Genomic DNA, 18,379 nt, shown 5'->3' on the forward strand with positions numbered 1-18,379 from the left:
TTATTGATGTACTCAATGATGTTGATGCACTGTCTGAATCACTCACTGATGTACTCATTGATGTTGATACACTGTCTGATCCTGATACTGATGTACTCATTGATGTCGATGCACTGTCTGAATCACTTACTGACGTACTTAGTGATGTTGACGCACTATCTGAATCACTCACTGATGTACTTAATGACGTTGACTCGCTATCTGAGTCACTCACTGACGTACTTAGTGATGTTGATACGCTATCTGAATCACTCACTGATGTACTTAATGACGTTGACTCACTGTCCGAATCACTCACTGACGTACTTAATGACGTTGACTCACTGTCTGAATCACTTACTGACGTACTCAACGACGTTGAGGCGCTGTCTGAATCACTTACTGATGTACTTAGTGATGTTGAGGCGCTGTCTGAGTCACTCACTGATGTACTCAACGACGTTGAGGCGCTGTCTGAATCACTCACTGATGTACTTAGTGATGTTGATGCACTATCTGAATCACTCACTGATGTACTCATTGATGTTGATACACTGTCTGATCCTGATACTGATGTACTCATTGATGTCGATGCACTGTCTGAATCACTTACTGACGTTGACGCGCTATCTGAATCACTTACGGATGTACTCAACGACGTCGATGCACTATCTGAACCACTTACCGACGTACTCAATGATGTCGACGCACTGTCTGAATCGCTCACTGACGTACTTAGTGATGTTGACGCACTATCCGAATCACTTACTGATGTACTTAATGACGTTGACTCACTGTCCGAATCACTCACTGACGTACTTAATGACGTTGACTCACTGTCTGAATCACTTACTGACGTACTCAACGACGTTGAGGCGCTGTCTGAATCACTTACTGATGTACTCAATGATGTTGACTCACTATCCGAATCACTTACTGATGTACTTAGTGATGTCGATGCGCTATCTGAATCACTCACTGATGTACTTAATGACGTTGACTCACTGTCCGAATCACTTACTGATGTACTTTGTGATGTTGACTCGCTATCTGAGTCACTCACTGACGTACTTAGTGATGTAGATACGCTATCTGAATCACTCACTGATGTACTTAATGACGTTGACTCACTGTCCGAATCACTCACTGACGTACTTAATGACGTTGACTCACTGTCCGAATCACTCACTGACGTACTTAATGACGTTGACTCACTGTCCGAATCACTCACTGACGTACTTAATGACGTTGACTCACTGTCTGAATCACTTACTGACGTACTCAACGACGTTGACGCGCTATCTGAGTCACTCACTGATGTACTCATTGATGTTGACTCACTATCTGAATCGCTCACCGACGTACTTAATGATGTTGATGTACTGTCTGATCCTGATACTGATGTACTCATTGATGTCGATGCACTGTCTGAATCGCTTACTGACGTACTTAGTGATGTTGACGCACTATCTGAATCACTCACTGATGTACTTAATGACGTTGACGCGCTATCTGAATCACTTACGGATGTACTCAACGACGTTGATGCGCTGCCTGAATCGCTTACTGATGTACTTAATGACGTTGACGCACTGTCTGAATCGCTTACTGACGTACTCAACGATGTCGACTCACTATCTGAATCACTTACGGATGTACTTAGTGATGTAGAGGCGCTGTCTGAGTCACTCACTGACGTACTCAATGATGTAGATGCACTGTCTGAATCACTCACTGATGTACTTAATGACGTTGACTCGCTATCTGAGTCACTCACTGATGTACTCATTGATGTTGACTCACTGTCTGAATCACTTACTGACGTACTCAACGATGTCGACTCACTATCTGAATCACTTACGGATGTACTTAATGATGTTGAGGCGCTGTCTGAGTCACTCGCTGACGTACTTAGTGATGTCGATGCACTATCTGAATCACTTACTGACGTACTTAATGACGTTGAGGCGCTGTCTGAGTCACTCACTGACGTACTCAATGATGTTGACTCACTATCTGATTCCGACACTGACGTACTCAATGATGTTGACTCACTATCTGAATCGCTCACCGACGTACTCAATGATGTTGAGGCACTGTCTGAATCACTCACTGACGTACTTAATGACGTTGAGGCGCTGTCTGAGTCACTCACTGACGTACTCAACGACGTTGAGGCGCTGTCTGAGTCACTTACGGATGTACTCAACGATGTTGAGGCACTATCCGAATCGCTCACTGACGTACTTAATGACGTTGACGCACTATCTGATTCCGACACTGACGTACTCAACGACGTTGACTCACTGTCTGAATCACTTACTGATGTACTTAGTGATGTTGACTCGCTATCTGAGTCACTCACTGACGTACTCAATGATGTTGAGGCGCTGTCTGAATCACTTACTGATGTACTCAACGACGTTGACTCGCTATCTGAGTCACTCACTGACGTACTTAGTGATGTCGACGCACTGTCTGAATCACTTACTGACGTACTCAACGACGTTGACTCGCTGTCTGAATCACTTACTGATGTACTCATTGATGTTGAGGCACTGTCTGAATCACTTACTGATGTACTTAGTGATGTTGACTCACTATCTGAATCACTTACGGATGTACTTAGTGATGTCGAGGCGCTGTCTGAATCACTTACTGATGTACTTAATGATGTTGATGCGCTGTCTGAGTCACTCACTGACGTACTCAGTGATGTTGATGCACTATCTGAATCGCTCACTGATGTACTTAATGACGTTGACTCACTATCTGATCCCGACACTGATGTACTTAATGATGTTGACTCACTATCTGAATCACTTACGGATGTACTCAACGATGTTGATGCGCTATCTGAATCACTCACTGATGTACTTAATGACGTTGACTCGCTATCTGAGTCACTCACTGATGTACTCATTGATGTTGACTCACTATCTGAATCACTTACTGACGTACTCAATGATGTTGATGCACTATCTGAATCGCTCACTGATGTACTCAACGACGTTGAGGCACTATCTGATTCCGACACTGATGTACTTAGTGATGTTGACGCGCTATCTGAATCACTCACTGATGTACTTAGTGATGTCGACGCACTGTCTGATCCTGACACTGATGTACTCAACGATGTTGAGGCACTATCTGAATCACTTACGGATGTACTCAACGACGTTGACTCGCTGTCTGAATCGCTTACTGATGTACTTAATGACGTTGACTCACTATCTGAATCACTCACTGACGTACTTAGTGATGTCGACGCACTGTCTGAATCACTTACTGACGTACTCAACGACGTTGACTCGCTGTCTGAATCACTTACTGATGTACTTAATGACGTTGACTCACTATCTGAATCACTTACTGACGTACTCAATGATGTTGATGCACTATCTGAATCGCTCACTGATGTACTCAACGACGTTGACTCACTGTCTGAATCACTTACTGACGTACTTAATGACGTTGAGGCGCTGTCTGAGTCACTCACTGACGTACTCAACGACGTTGATGCGCTGTCTGAGTCACTTACGGATGTACTCAACGATGTTGAGGCACTATCCGAATCGCTCACTGACGTACTTAATGACGTTGACGCACTATCTGATTCCGACACTGACGTACTCAACGACGTTGACTCACTGTCTGAATCACTTACTGATGTACTTAGTGATGTTGACTCGCTATCTGAGTCACTCACTGACGTACTCAATGATGTTGAGGCGCTGTCTGAATCACTTACTGATGTACTTAGTGATGTTGACTCGCTATCTGAGTCACTCACTGACGTACTTAGTGATGTCGACGCACTGTCTGAATCACTTACTGACGTACTCAACGACGTTGACTCGCTGTCTGAATCGCTTACTGATGTACTTAATGACGTTGACTCACTATCTGAATCACTCACTGACGTACTTAGTGATGTCGACGCACTGTCTGAATCACTTACTGACGTACTTAATGACGTTGACTCGCTGTCTGAGTCACTCACTGACGTACTCAATGATGTCGATGCACTATCTGAATCACTTACTGACGTACTTAATGACGTTGACTCACTGTCTGAATCTGATACTGATGTACTCATTGATGTTGACTCACTGTCTGAATCACTTACTGACGTACTCAATGATGTTGACTCACTATCTGATTCCGACACTGACGTACTCAATGATGTCGACGCACTGTCTGATCCTGACACCGATGTACTCAATGATGTTGACTCACTGTCTGATCCTGACACCGATGTACTCAATGATGTTGACTCACTATCTGAATCGCTCACTGATGTACTCAACGACGTTGAGGCACTATCTGAATCACTCACTGACGTACTTAATGACGTTGACTCACTGTCTGAATCACTCACTGATGTACTTAATGACGTTGACTCACTGTCTGAATCACTTACTGACGTACTCAACGACGTTGACTCGCTGTCTGAATCACTTACTGACGTACTCAACGACGTTGACTCGCTGTCTGAATCACTTACTGCTGTACTCAATGATGTTGATGCACTATCTGATTCCGACACTGATGTACTCAACGACGTTGAGGCACTATCCGAATCGCTCACTGACGTACTTAATGACGTTGACTCACTATCTGAATCGCTCACTGATGTACTCAATGATGTTGATGCACTATCTGATTCCGACACTGATGTACTTAGTGATGTTGACTCACTATCTGAATCGCTCACTGATGTACTCAACGACGTTGAGGCACTATCCGAATCGCTCACTGACGTACTTAATGACGTTGACTCGCTGTCTGAATCACTTACTGATGTACTCAACGATGTTGACTCGCTGTCTGAATCACTTACTGACGTACTCAATGACGTTGACTCACTGTCTGAATCACTCACTGATGTACTTAATGACATTGACTCACTGTCTGAATCACTTACTGACGTACTCAACGACGTTGACTCGCTGTCTGAATCACTTACGGATGTACTTAGTGATGTTGACTCACTATCTGAATCGCTCACTGATGTACTTAATGACGTTGACTCACTGTCTGAATCACTTACTGACGTACTCAACGACGTTGACTCGCTGTCTGAATCACTTACTGATGTGCTTAGTGATGTTGATGCGCTGTCTGAATCACTTACTGATGTACTCAGTGATGTTGAGGCACTGTCTGAATCACTTACTGACGTACTTAATGACGTTGACTCACTATCTGAATCTGATACTGATGTACTCAATGATGTTGATGCACTATCTGATTCCGACACTGATGTACTTAGTGATGTTGACTCGCTATCTGAGTCACTCACTGATGTACTCATTGATGTCGATGCACTATCTGAATCACTTACTGACGTACTCAATGATGTTGATGCACTATCCGAATCGCTCACTGACGTACTTAATGACGTTGACTCACTGTCTGAATCGCTTACTGATGTACTCATTGACGTTGACTCACTGTCTGAATCACTCACTGATGCACTATCTGATCCTGACACCGATGTACTTAATGACGTGCTCGCGCTTGTTGAATCTTTCAACGATATTGAATTACTAGTTGAAATAGAATCACTCTCAATGTTATTAGTAATATTCAAATTAAATATAGTTGTTGTTTTATTACCTTGATTGTCTACTGAAACAACCGTAACCGTTGATGATCCAATAGTTTTTGGTATACCGCTAATTTTATTTGTAGATGGATCAAAAGTAACACCATCTGGTAGTCCAGAAACAGTATTAGTCACTGTAGTACCACTATTATCCGTTGCAATAATAATAATGTCATCTATTGGCCTAAACACTTCTTTTGTTTGGTTTGCAATTGGCGTGACTTTCGGTGCTGTTGTATCGACAATATTAATTGAAAATTGAGTCGTTGTACTATTACCAGTACTGTCAGTAGTAATTACTGATACCATTGAATTACCTACTTGTGTTGGTGTGCCTACTATACTATTTGTTGTAGGGTTATATGTTAATCCACTTGGCAAACCTGTAACTTGATTAGTTAATGTATCACCACTATTGTCAGTTGCCGTTATTACAATAGGTGCAATTGCTGTACCTACTTCTTTTGTTTGATTTGCTATTTGCACAGTTGGCGCTTTAATATCTTTATAATAATAAATAACTGTTTGTCCTTGATTGGTTAATTTCACTGCTTTTGATGTTGCATTATAGTTAGGTGCGTTTGAACTATCTGTAGATACGAAAACATAACCTTTATTAGTAATCGCAGTATTTTGATCGTTCAATGTCACGGTACTATCTACATCACCAGTTAATTTTTGAGGTGGCAAAATTTCTTTACCCGTTGTTATGTCTACATATTTCGCTTGAGCTACGGCTGATTCCGTATAAGTAAACGTACCAAATTGTATCTGTTGTAAATTACTTGCTCCACCAGTTGATGCTGTAATTGATAAAGAAAAGTTAGTTGATCCACTCTTCTGAATCCAATCTGATATATTCCTTGTCCATATTTGTCCCGCATAATTTATCGTCATTACTTTAGTGTCACCATTATAGTCAATAATAAAATTTTGGAACGAATTATCTTCCGGTTGTACTTTTAATTTAACTGCATCTTCAGCCGGATTAGAAGAAACATAAGTACTTGCTACACCGGTAGCATTTGTAGTCACAAATGCTCCAAATGCGCCACCACCAGCAACTTTTGATGGGTCTGCATTCGCACTCGCTGATGCACTAGGTTTAGAAGTATTATGATAAGTATCTAATTTGAAACCAAATGCATTTTTCAATCCTCCAATACCTACCGCTGCACCTTCTTTTCCTGTTTCTCCCAAAGCACCCGGTGAAAATGCAAAACCTATACCATCTCCACCAGTTTGACCATTTATACTTTTCCCTTCATATTTATTACCTAGATTAACTTTTCCTTCAAAACGGAAGCTTTTATTAGAGTTAATTTTAGTATTAAGAGAGACCGCGCCTTTTAAACTATTCTGATCAGGTGTGAGAGTAACAACACCCGTATTTTGATTAAAAGTTGCACTACCAGATAGTTTCATATTGTCATTAAAATTATCTTTTGTAACTACGACGTTATCAGATTGAACAGTCGCAGCTGTAGCAGCCAAAGTCGTTGCTGCTATTCTACTAACACTTCTTAAGTTTGTTGGAATAGCTACATTATTACTATTTACTGTTGAAGTAATAGAATTAGAAGTTTGAGTGTTTTGTTTAGATTCTGAGGTAGTTAAACTTGAAGAAACTTGCTGTTTATTTTCTATAGATGTACTTTGAGCCAATGAGTTGCTCTTAATTTGTGCCTCATTTGACATTTTTTCTGCTGACGAAATAATTATATCCTTGGTGTTACTTTCACTTTCATATTCAGTTAATGCATTCATTGACTGTATTTCACTTGTTGTTTTATTTTCAATTGATGATTCGCTAGTTTGAGAATCACTCATAGATTTCTCAACAGTTGCTGTATTACTAGTTATTTTTGCACTTGCATCTTTATTGATTGTGCTACTACTAGTAGATTCTGAACTTTTTACATTATTTTCAGAAGAGGAAACTTTACTTTCTTCGGAATTTGACGAAACTGAATTATTATCAAAAGTTCCACTTGTATTATTGATTTTAGTAGAATTTTGAGTTGCTACTGTCTCACTATACGATGATAATTCTGAAGTAACAAGCGGTTCCGAATCAGCAAATGCATAATGATCATTAAGGAGATTTACCGTTAAAGCACCTCCTAGCATGACTGATGTTTTACCCACATGTTTTGCTAGTACGCTCCCTTTTTCTTCATTAATTTCATTTTTACTTTTCACTATACTTCTACTATAAAAAGGAATTCCCATAATTCTTAACAGTTCAAACTCTTTCAATCCAGCTTTAACCCATTGTTTGCCAGATTTGTATAATTTAAATCTTACTTTTTCTTCTGTTAAACTTGAATTCAAAGCTTTTTGCTTTCTAGACATGTTTTTACCCCGTCAACTTAAAATTTTCAATTAATTGTATCATATTTTACTATGAAAATAATCTATTTTACAAACTATTTCTATATACTCTTCATTTGAAATCTTTAATAATTTGATAATAGAATTTTAGGATTTTAACATTATACTAGTTTGATTTTTAATATTAAGTTCCCTGCTTTAAAAATTTCATAATAAAAAGCCCATAATCTTCACTCCATCGTAAGCTGTTAATAGTTACACAACATATACAATAGAGGACGATACGAGCTATATAGATTTTACTATAATCAAGAGAGGGGGACAGAAATCAAATTTTCTAATAAAGGTTTTGTGTTCCCTGCCGGCATGGGTGACTAGAATTGAAACGTTTATCTGAGCTGAAACTCATGCATAAGCCTCACTAACTTAATGAATTCATCAGTGAACCTTCACATTTTTAATTCAGTCATCTACTGCCTAATTGAAAACGAGCCTAAGACGTCTTAATTTATGTCCTAGGCTCTAATATCTTTAAGAACTATATGTAAAAAGACTAAATCATTCAATTTCAAAACTTTCTATAGAAATAAGTAGACATAAGAGTAATGACAATTATTTTGCTGAATATGACCAATTTAACTATACTTCTAGAATGAAGAAATTGGGCGTATAACTAGATTATCTTCATACATATTAGTAGACGATTACGATCAGAGGACTATTTTTTGACTAAGGCCATTGTAAAATTTTTCATTCAGTTTTCACTACTATTAATCACCCAATCATATGGATCAGCTAACTGGCTCCAATCCGCTTCTATTTCATGATGCTTTAACAAACAGGCATCAAGTTCACGTTCGATCTTTTCTGTATCTAAATCCGTACCAATAATTACAAACTGCGTATTTCGATCTCCATATTCAATGTCCCACGATTCTGCAACATCTAGTCGCTCTTGAAGAATCTGTCGTTGTTGTTCTTGTGGCATTGCTGCAACCCAATAAGTTACCGGGCTAATATTACACGAGGAACCTGCTTGAGATAACAGACATGCAACATGATTGTATTGCGCGAGCCACACAATTCCTTTAGAACGGACAATATTTCCCGGGATATTTTCTAGCCATGCATGGAAGCGTTCTGCATGAAAAGGCAATCTTCTTGAATATACGAATGAGCTGATACCGTATTCTTCGGTTTCTGGCGTATGATTTGCATGACCGCCTTCTGTTAATTCTTTAATCCACCCAGCTGCATTACTCGCCTTTTCAAAATCAAAACGGCCTGTGTCCAATAACTCACTTAATGGTACTTCAGCATTCACACTTTTAATTAATTTCGCCTCGGGTTGCAATTGCTTTAAAACATTTTCTAACTTAGCAAGTTCCGTAGAAGTAACTAAATCTGTTTTATTCAATATTAAAACATCACAGAATTCAACTTGATCAATCAATAAATCTGCAATTGAGCGTTCATCTGCGTTATCTACACCTTGGTCACGATCATTTAATAAATCTTCCGAGTTGATATCATGTGTGAAACGATGCGCATCGACCACGGTTACCATCGTATCCAACTGACAGATGGACGTTAAGTCGATACCCAATTCATCATCAATATATGAAAATGTCTGTGCTACTGGTACAGGTTCTGAAATACCAGTTGATTCAATCACAATATTATCAATATTGCCTTTCCTCACTAACTGCTCAACTTCTTTCAACAAATCTTCTCTCAACGTGCAACAAATACAGCCATTTGATAATTCTACAAGTTTCTCATCAGTTCTTGATATACCGCCACCATCAGCTATTAAATCTTTGTCGATATTCACTTCACTCATATCATTAACAATAACTGCAATTTTTCGATTATCTCTATTTTTTAAAATGTGATTAAGTAATGTTGTCTTGCCCGCCCCTAAATAACCGCTTAGTACTGTAACTGGAATTTTATGCATTAAAATAGCTCCCTTTTATAAATCGTAATTATTACGTTTTATAATTTAACCTTAATTCCTTAAGAAGTCAAGTCAACTAGGGAATCTGTACATTTCTATTTTAATATCATCGCTTTTTTAACAAATAAACTCATAAACACCATACAAATCGCCAGACAACCACAGATGATATACATCCAGGTAAATCCAAACCAGTCCGATATTGGGCCCATTACAGTACCACCTAATGAGATACCTAAATCTGCGCAAGCAATAAATAAACCAAGCAACATATTTCTTCCATTCTCAGGTAAGGTAAAGCTCAAATATGTTGTTAAAGTTGGATATACAAGTGCTTGTGTCATACCTATCAATATCGCTGCGCCATAAAATAATGTTATTGGTAAGTATGGGCCATACGCGACTATAAATGATGCCATAGCGAGTAACGATAATACAATAATCATAAATTGCACATGCCACTGCCCATCAGAAGGTATCCATTTTCTTAAATAAAAGCGGGCAGCGACAACCGCAATTGCTTGAATTGTTAAAAATAGACCTGCATTAGCGAAACCACCTTGAATAGTATACAGCGGGATAAATACACTTACTGCACCAAACACTACTGATGCACCTATCATTATCGTTCCACAAACCAATAGTTCTTTATTTTTGAAAAATTGACTAAATACGGTGATTGCATTAAAAGAGGTTGGCTCAATTTTATTTGATGATTCTGGACGTGGTGCATTTCGAGTAATTCGATAACCGAAAAATGTAGTAGAAAGTGCAATCATTATCATTACAATCGCAAACAAACTGATTTGGTTCATCTGCCATATACCTACTGCAATAAAAGGCCCAATTAAATTCGGAATCGTAGAGAATAATGAATAGAGTGAAACACCTTCTGCACGTTGTTCTTCAGGCAAAGCATTGATAATGCCTATTTGTAATGCCATAGAAAAGAAAGCTGTACAAACACCTTGCATTACACGTGCGATAAAATAACCTTCTAACCCTGTAAAGCCATAGATAATCAAAGCAATCGCGTTAATCACTAATATCAATCTCAGTACTTGAAGTGCACCTATTTTGGCAATAATTTGTCCTGCCCAAGGACGAAATATCATTGCTGTCAGCATATAGGCACCCATAACCACACCGATGATAGTGTTCGTGGCACCGAGATCATGACCTCTGAGTGGAATAAAAACATTTAGAATGGCATTAGCACTGAAAAACATTAGCGTCAAAATATACAATCTTAAAAATTGCCATGACAAGGCCGTTTTAACAAGAGGGGGCTGTTCATTGCTCTCATTAACATCTGTCCCTTTGCGAATTTTCTTATTCAAAATTTTCAACTCCTTGTTCTAAAGAGATAGCTGCTTATCTATCAGTTCCCGTGTGTATGTATTTTCGGTACTATATAATTCCTTCGGTGTCATTTGAGCTTCAATCGTGCCATTTTTAAAAATAATTAGATCGTCACAAATATAGGTCGCAACTTGTATATCGTGTGTGATAAAAATAAAACTAAGTTCTCGAGTCTCACGCAGTCTTATGAGTAAATCTAGAATCTGTGTCTGAATTGACATATCTAATGAGCTAATTGCTTCATCTAAAACAATATATTTGGGCTTTAATGCAATTGCACGTGCTATTGCTACACGTTGTGCTTCACCACCAGACAACATATGAGGGTATTTGTCTAAATATGCTACAGACAAACCAACTTCTTTTAATAACTGTATACTTTTCTCTTTAAGACTTCCCCTAGACACCTCTCCACTAAAAGCCAAAACTTCATAAAGTAATTTTTGTACTGTGTGAAATGGGTGTAATGACGAAACGTAGTCCTGAAACACTGCACTTATTTTATTTTCTCGAGCATTTCGTCGATGAATGGGCTTGCCGTCTAACGTAACGCTACCCTTATCCGGCTTCTCAATACCTAGTATCATACGAGCCAAAGTTGTTTTTCCGCTACCACTCTCACCAATAATCCCAAGTGTTGTGTTAGAAGGACAATCAAAATGCACATCCTGAATAATCTGTTTTCTCTGTGAACCAAAGAACTGTGTTCGCTTATAACTTTTGTCAATCACGGATACTTTAAGCATGGCCTTCACCTCGCATAATCAACTTAAAATGATGATTGATTTTTTGCTTTGTCGATAATAGATACTTTGTATAATCATGGTGTGGGCTAAACAACACCGCTTCTTTTGGCCCCGACTCTACACATACGCCCGCTTTCATCACCATGATTTTGTCCGCAACTTTATTAATGACTGCTAAATCATGCGAAATAAAGATAATCGCACAATCAATTTGCTTTTTTATATCTGAAAATGCCTCAAGCACATCATATTGCGTAATCGTATCTAGTGCTGTCGTCGGTTCGTCCGCAATGATGAGTTTGGGCTTTAGCGCTAATGCGAGCACAATCATCAGTCTCTGTAACATACCGCCAGACAGCATATGAGGATAAGACTGCAGGATTTGTTCAGGATCCTTCAATTTCATAAATTGCATATATTTAATAAGCACCGCTTCAATACTTTTTTTAGAAAGGTCTGTATGCATGACCATCGTTTCAAACATTTGCTTACCTACTTTTGAAGATGGGTCAAATGCCCTGCTACCTTGCTGCATAATCATTGCAATGTCACCACCACGACGCTGACGCAACAATTGATTAGGTAATTGCAATAAATCTACACCATCAAAATAAATTTGTCCTTCAACCTGTAAGCGTGGGTCGTTCAATCCCATAATCGCTCGACATGTAATTGTCTTACCACTGCCACTTTCGCCAATGATGCCTAGGGTTTCTCCTTTTTCTAGTTGGAAATGAATGCCATTTACCAGTTGTTGGTGTGTTTGTGTATCCGTAATATTCAATTGTTTTACTGTTAATAAACTCATGACGGCATCACACCCTTTTTCGTTGGATTCACATTTTTCTTCGATTCAATACGTGGATCAAGCGCAACTTGTAGCGCATCTGATAAAAAGTTAAATGACATGACAATTATGACTATCGCAATAGCTGGGGCAAACATCATTTCTGGGTGTGTAAACATGACTTTTCGTGCTTCGTTAAGCATCATTCCCCATTCTGCTGTTGGTGCCTTCACTCCTAATCCTAAAAATGAAAACCCTGATATTTGTAAAATCATTGAACACATAGAACTACTCGCAATTATTGCAATGTCTGCTAATGTTAATGGCAATATGTTTTTTATGATAATGCTTGAATCTTTCATACCGATGACCTTGGCAAATTTAACGTGATCAGCAGCAGTATATTGCATGACACTTGTTCGAATCACCCGACAGAACCAAGCCCAACGTGTCAGTATAAACGCTAGCATAATATTTTCAGCGCCTGCCCCTAACAATGCGATAAGCGCAAGTGCTACAACATAGCTCGGAAAGGCCAACATGATATCACAAAGACGCATAATGACAGTATCAACATAACCTTTCATATAGCCTGAGATGAAGCCCATTGTTGCCCCTATACTTACTGATGCAAATAACGCGCCAAATACATACAATAAACTCGGTCGAATTGCATAAATCAAGCGCGTTAAAATATCCCTACCTAAATGATCTGTCCCTAATAAATGTTGTAAGCTCATCTCTGCATATTTATTGGATACATTAATACTATTTGGGTGATAAGGCGTTATTATTGGTGCCGCAATACCTAACACAATATATAGCGCGATAATTACAATTGCCACCATTGCTAATTTATTGTTCAATAAACGTTTTATCATTATTTGTGCACCTCTCTTAACCTAGGATTAAGCCATGCATTAATGACATCAGCTAAGGTATTAAAGACGATAAATAATACAGCTACAATGAGTACATATGCTTGAATTACCGGAAAATCCTGTTCAAGAATTGCTTTCAAGCTGAGTTGACCTAAACCAGGCCACGCAAAAATATACTCAATGACGACCATACCAGCCATAATCATTGGTATAGACATACAGAATATGGACACTGCAACCTGCAACGCATTTCTCAGCACATGCCACATCACCGTTGATGACTTTACGCCACATGCTTTTAAATATAAAACATAATCTTTGTTGAGTTGTTCAACCATGGAACTTCTCACATTTCTAAAGTAAATCCCAGCGTAGGACAACGTCACTACGGTTACTGGTAAAATATAACTTTCAATTCCGTTCAACCCAGACGTTGGTAGCAAATTCAGCTTGACTGAAAAGTAAATAATGAACATTGATGCCACCCAATACGAAGGTAATGCTGTCAGGAAGAAAGCCAGTGAACGTATCATACGGTCGGGTAGTCTACCCGCTGTATAAGCGCTCACCACGCCTAAAGTAATCGATGTGAAGATAATCGCTGTACTCGCAACAACTGTGAGTTTAAGTGTATTGAAAAATGCAGGCGCAATCCTTCCGGCAACAGAATCTCCTGTGATATAACTTGTTCCAAAATCAAGCTGAACTGCTTGTACGAGCCATTGCCAATACTGAATTAACAACGGCTGATTAAAACCATACTGTGCATTAATTTCATCGATAAGTTGTGGTGTTATATTTGGTGCACCTTGCGCATGTAAAATTGCCACGGCTGGATTTTCATTCGTAAGATAGGTAAGTCCAAAAGTAATAAAGCTGACCGCTAATAACAAGGGAAACATAAACAGAACTCGCTTAAATATAAATTTGAACATTGTTATGAAAACGCCCCTTATTTATATTGCATTTCGTTGAATGGTAATTCATATTGTGACTGCGTAAATGACAAGCCTTTTAAATCTTTCGGTGCTACAACTGTCATACGCCCATGAGAAATCGGTATAAAGATACTTTCATCGTCCAATTCTTTTAAAATACCTTTGTAAGCATTGGAACGTTGCTGTTGGTCTTGCATTTTAAAGGCTTCGTCAATATTGTTGTACAATACTTTTTTATTTTCTATGCCTGAGGTTGCACTTGCATAACCATTCTTTGATTTAAATGCTGCCATTGTACTTTGAGGATCATATAATAACCCCCATGTTTGGTTGAACATTAGATCGTAATCTCCTGAACTACGACGTTCTGCCACTTTTTCAGATGTTTCTCCATTAATATTTAACGTAACACCTATTTTTTTGAATGCTTCCTGTAAAAATTCAGCTTGCTCTTTTTGACTTGCAGACGCTTTATCATAATACATTGCAAGTTTTAAATCTTTACCATCTTTTTGACGAACACCTGCTTTATCAGACATTTTCCAACCTGCTTGATCTAATAACGTAGCTGCTTTTTTCGTATCAAATTGTCTTGATGGCAAATTAAAATCTATGTCTGTCACATTTTTTGAAAATAACTGAGTTGCTGGCTTTTCTTGGTTGTCTAATATATCTTTAGCAATCTTATCGCGATCTACCATGTGACCAATCGCTTGTCGCACTGACTTATCACTTACAGCACTGTCTTTTTTACCAGAATTCGCGACAATCATTTTCGTGTTCATCGCCTGGCTACGCATCGCTCTGTAGTCACCACTTTCAGTCAGTTGCTTCAAAGCATCTTTATCTAAACTATCCGTACCTCTATCGTCCGTAAATGCAAAGTTTGCTTCGCCTTTCTTCATCGCTAAAAATGATGTCTCACCTGCTGGCATAACTTTAGCGACCACTTTATTTAATTTAGCTTTCTCTCCCCAATATTTGTCATTTTTCACAAATTCAGCTGACTCATCTTTTTTATGTTCGCCTGATTTAAATGGTCCTGTCCCATCAAAACCTTTTACGCCGTCTTTTGTCGTATTATTCTTAAAATCTTTAGGTGAAACAAACACATATAGTCGTGGCATTGCTAATTCAGCTAAAGCTGGTTGATAGGCTTCTGTTAAATTGATTTCTACCGTGTGTTTATCCTTCACTTTTACATTATCAATGAGTGTCGAAATTTTGAGCCATGAATGCAAATCTTTATTTTGCTGAACAGCGTCGATATTTTGTTTTACTGCATCAGCATCGAAAGGTGTACCATCATGGAATTTAACGTCGTCACGCAAATGGAACGTATACGTTTTCCCATCATTCGAAATATCCCATTTTTTTGCTAATAATGGTTTAATACCATCTTTTGTATTTTTAACGAGTGGTTCATAAATCATACTTTCTGCTGACATTGAACCACCATATACGTGCGGATTCATGTCACCAATATCTTTAACAGTCGTGTATGTTAATTGGTTTTTATCTTTTTGTTCTTCTGCGCCGTTATTACCACATCCCGCTAAAATTAAGCCAGATGCGATGACGATTGCGCTCATTTTTGAAATTTTGTTCATATCGTTGCCTCTTTCTCTTCAAATTTTTGTTTAATGTGAAACATTTTTTAGATAGTTGTTTATTAAATAGACATCCGCTTCAAAGTGTTTAATCTGAAACTGCTCTGAATATTCAAATTCCGTATGTACTTCTACAAACTTTGATATATGTAATGCATAGCGTTGTAACAATCGATCTATCATGGGTGTCTCAATACCTACTAACGCACCAATTTGCCGAATAATTGTTGTTCGATAGTAATCTTCATAAGGCATGCGTGGCATTTGCAGCATTCCTTGATCATTTTGATAAATTTGCTTAAATGGTACCGCAGAAAAATCAAAATATTTCCCGTTGCTATCTGGCTTCGAAAATGGATCTATTAGAATAGCACTGTAACGCACATACAATAGATATTCTTGATGGATAGCCGGTAATTTTTGAAAATTTTTAATCTCTTGTTCACTAAATGTTTCTTTTCGCACCGGATAATTCTCTTTCACCATAAATTCCAATAAGTTTAGGGAAGGTACATTCAATTTTTCTAAAATTAAAGTTATTTCCTGCCACAATAGCCGCATTTCATGAATTAAATTCATTGTAATCGGACCTTCTGGAAATAATTTATAGACATATACGGGTACATCACTGCCATTTAGAATGACATTTAATGAAAAATCATTCATAAACAACGGAGGATGCACGTATAATGAACTATTTCGCGATTCTGCCATTAAAGGAGCATCTAGCGCTATTAAACACACATCGACGTTCTCAAATAACCTTTGCATCATCACCATAAAATCTGAATCTTTCTTGTTGGTTGTAGAACCGATATACACATGTTTCTTAACCCCCGTCGTCATGACTTGGTGTGGTGTTACCTCATTAGTCACACGTGTGTCACCGATATAAGTGGAAAAAGAAACAACTTCAACATCTGCATTTATTCCGGTTAATTGCTGTTGCACAATCATATGAGAACCAATTGTTGGCGAAATTAATATGATATGATGCAAATTTTCGAGTACTGTTTGTGGCATTTGCTGGATAACTGATGTATATGCATTCGCGTTGCATGCCAAAACTAATGTGTCATATCGATGCTTACTAGTATTTTGATTCAAATCACTGTAATTCGCATACAATTGCCGAATTTTAAATTGGCCTGCGAGAGCTTTATGTTGCTCATTTTGCACTGTGACCTCTAATTGTTGTTGATGTTGGTGATAGGCTTGATAAAACCTTTTAGATTTTTTTGAGCTCTTGGTACGACCTACCATATCCACTTGATTCTGCTGTTCAGTTGTAAAAATATAGGCAAGTTGAACTGCAACAGGACCCGTCCCTGCGATTAAGATATTAGACATCCCTTACACCAACCTTAGTTATTACTTTGCGATATAGTGCAATATCAAAAATTTGGTTAGAACGTAATTGTCTATGCGCGCAGTTCCATTTTTCAAAATTTGTTTCCTCTGTTGGATAATTAAACAAGGCTTTAAATCCATTTCCATAGCGCATAGAAACCACGACATGTTCGTTAGTTAAATCATATAATTGATCCAATATTTGATATTTCACTGGTACAGTAGAACTAAAAATAATGTGTGTAACTGCTGAAATATCTTCAAGTTGGTCTACTGTTTGATTTGTTATATGTATATTTGCTTCTGGGGCGAGCATATTAATTACCTGTTGGCCTAACTCTACTGCTGTTTCATCAATATCGATACCAATCACTTTGGCTCCAGTTTCCTTTGCAACTTGAATTAATGTCATTGGATATGCACCCGATCCTACCAGTAATAACGTGTCATTCGCTGTTACTTTGCATTGTCCAAATTCTTCGTTGATACAATGCTCAATATTCTCAAAATACTGTGATGTAGACATCTTTCCGTCTAATAAACGCTGCGCCCTTAATATCTCCATCTGTTTCACACTTTTTGCAGTAATATCCGCAAGACGATGCGTTAGATGATCTTTTTCTTGCGTGTCTAACCATGCAGAATATGCTTGTTGATAACTTTGATTCAAAATGAAGTCACTATATGATTCAATAAGTGCTTCTAATTTATGTATATTTTTTCTGTTTGTTACTACTTCCTCATATTGAATTTCAAATTCATTGAGATAGATTTCTAATTTTTCTCTAATATTTATCTTAGAATTTGTTTTAGTCATTTGT

Annotated in this window: 9 protein-coding genes and 1 pseudogene; all 10 read right to left on the reverse strand. The window is 38.1% G+C overall.

Annotated features, from left to right (window positions below):
* Positions 1-961: 961 nt before the first annotated feature.
* Positions 962-7,945 (reverse strand): annotated as a pseudogene (locus BJS11_RS14140) (lectin-like domain-containing protein); the annotation flags it as partial.
* A gap of 733 nt (positions 7,946-8,678) precedes the next feature.
* Positions 8,679-9,884 (reverse strand): GTP-binding protein, encoded by a 1,206-nt coding sequence (locus BJS11_RS04630; RefSeq protein ID WP_069995421.1) that lies wholly within the window; start codon positions 9,882-9,884, stop codon positions 8,679-8,681.
* 95 nt (positions 9,885-9,979) lie between these two features.
* Positions 9,980-11,212 (reverse strand): staphylopine family metallophore export MFS transporter CntE, encoded by a 1,233-nt coding sequence (gene cntE / locus BJS11_RS04635; RefSeq protein ID WP_258953788.1) that lies wholly within the window; start codon positions 11,210-11,212, stop codon positions 9,980-9,982.
* A gap of 30 nt (positions 11,213-11,242) precedes the next feature.
* Positions 11,243-11,992, reverse strand: a complete 750-nt coding sequence (locus BJS11_RS04640; RefSeq protein WP_069995420.1) for an ABC transporter ATP-binding protein — start codon at positions 11,990-11,992, stop codon at positions 11,243-11,245.
* A complete protein-coding gene (gene cntD, locus BJS11_RS04645) occupies positions 11,985-12,800 on the reverse strand; it encodes a staphylopine uptake ABC transporter ATP-binding protein CntD (protein ID WP_069995419.1) in 816 nt (271 codons plus the stop codon). Before cntD ends, BJS11_RS04640 begins: the two co-directional genes overlap by 8 nt.
* The gene (gene cntC, locus BJS11_RS04650) at positions 12,797-13,660 is read right to left on the reverse strand and encodes a staphylopine uptake ABC transporter permease subunit CntC (protein ID WP_069995418.1); all 864 of its coding nucleotides are present in this window, start codon (positions 13,658-13,660) and stop codon (positions 12,797-12,799) included. The genes cntD and cntC overlap by 4 nt, the downstream gene beginning before the upstream one ends.
* Entirely contained in the window at positions 13,660-14,595 is a 936-nt protein-coding gene (gene opp1B, locus BJS11_RS04655; protein ID WP_069995417.1) for a nickel/cobalt ABC transporter permease, read from the reverse strand. Before opp1B ends, cntC begins: the two co-directional genes overlap by 1 nt.
* A 17-nt stretch (positions 14,596-14,612) precedes the next feature.
* Complete coding sequence (cntA, locus tag BJS11_RS04660; RefSeq protein WP_069995416.1) at positions 14,613-16,208, reverse strand: staphylopine-dependent metal ABC transporter substrate-binding lipoprotein; 1,596 nt, start codon at positions 16,206-16,208, stop codon at positions 14,613-14,615.
* 30 nt (positions 16,209-16,238) lie between these two features.
* On the reverse strand, positions 16,239-17,558 hold the full coding sequence (locus BJS11_RS04665) for an opine metallophore biosynthesis dehydrogenase (protein ID WP_069995415.1): 1,320 nt from the start codon (positions 17,556-17,558) through the stop codon (positions 16,239-16,241).
* The gene (cntL, locus tag BJS11_RS04670) at positions 17,551-18,375 is read right to left on the reverse strand and encodes a staphylopine biosynthesis enzyme CntL (RefSeq protein ID WP_069995414.1); all 825 of its coding nucleotides are present in this window, start codon (positions 18,373-18,375) and stop codon (positions 17,551-17,553) included. The genes BJS11_RS04665 and cntL overlap by 8 nt, the downstream gene beginning before the upstream one ends.
* Positions 18,376-18,379 lie beyond the last annotated feature (4 nt).

It is taken from the genome of Staphylococcus caeli (genome assembly GCF_900097965.1).
GTDB classification, from domain to species: domain Bacteria; phylum Bacillota; class Bacilli; order Staphylococcales; family Staphylococcaceae; genus Staphylococcus; species Staphylococcus caeli.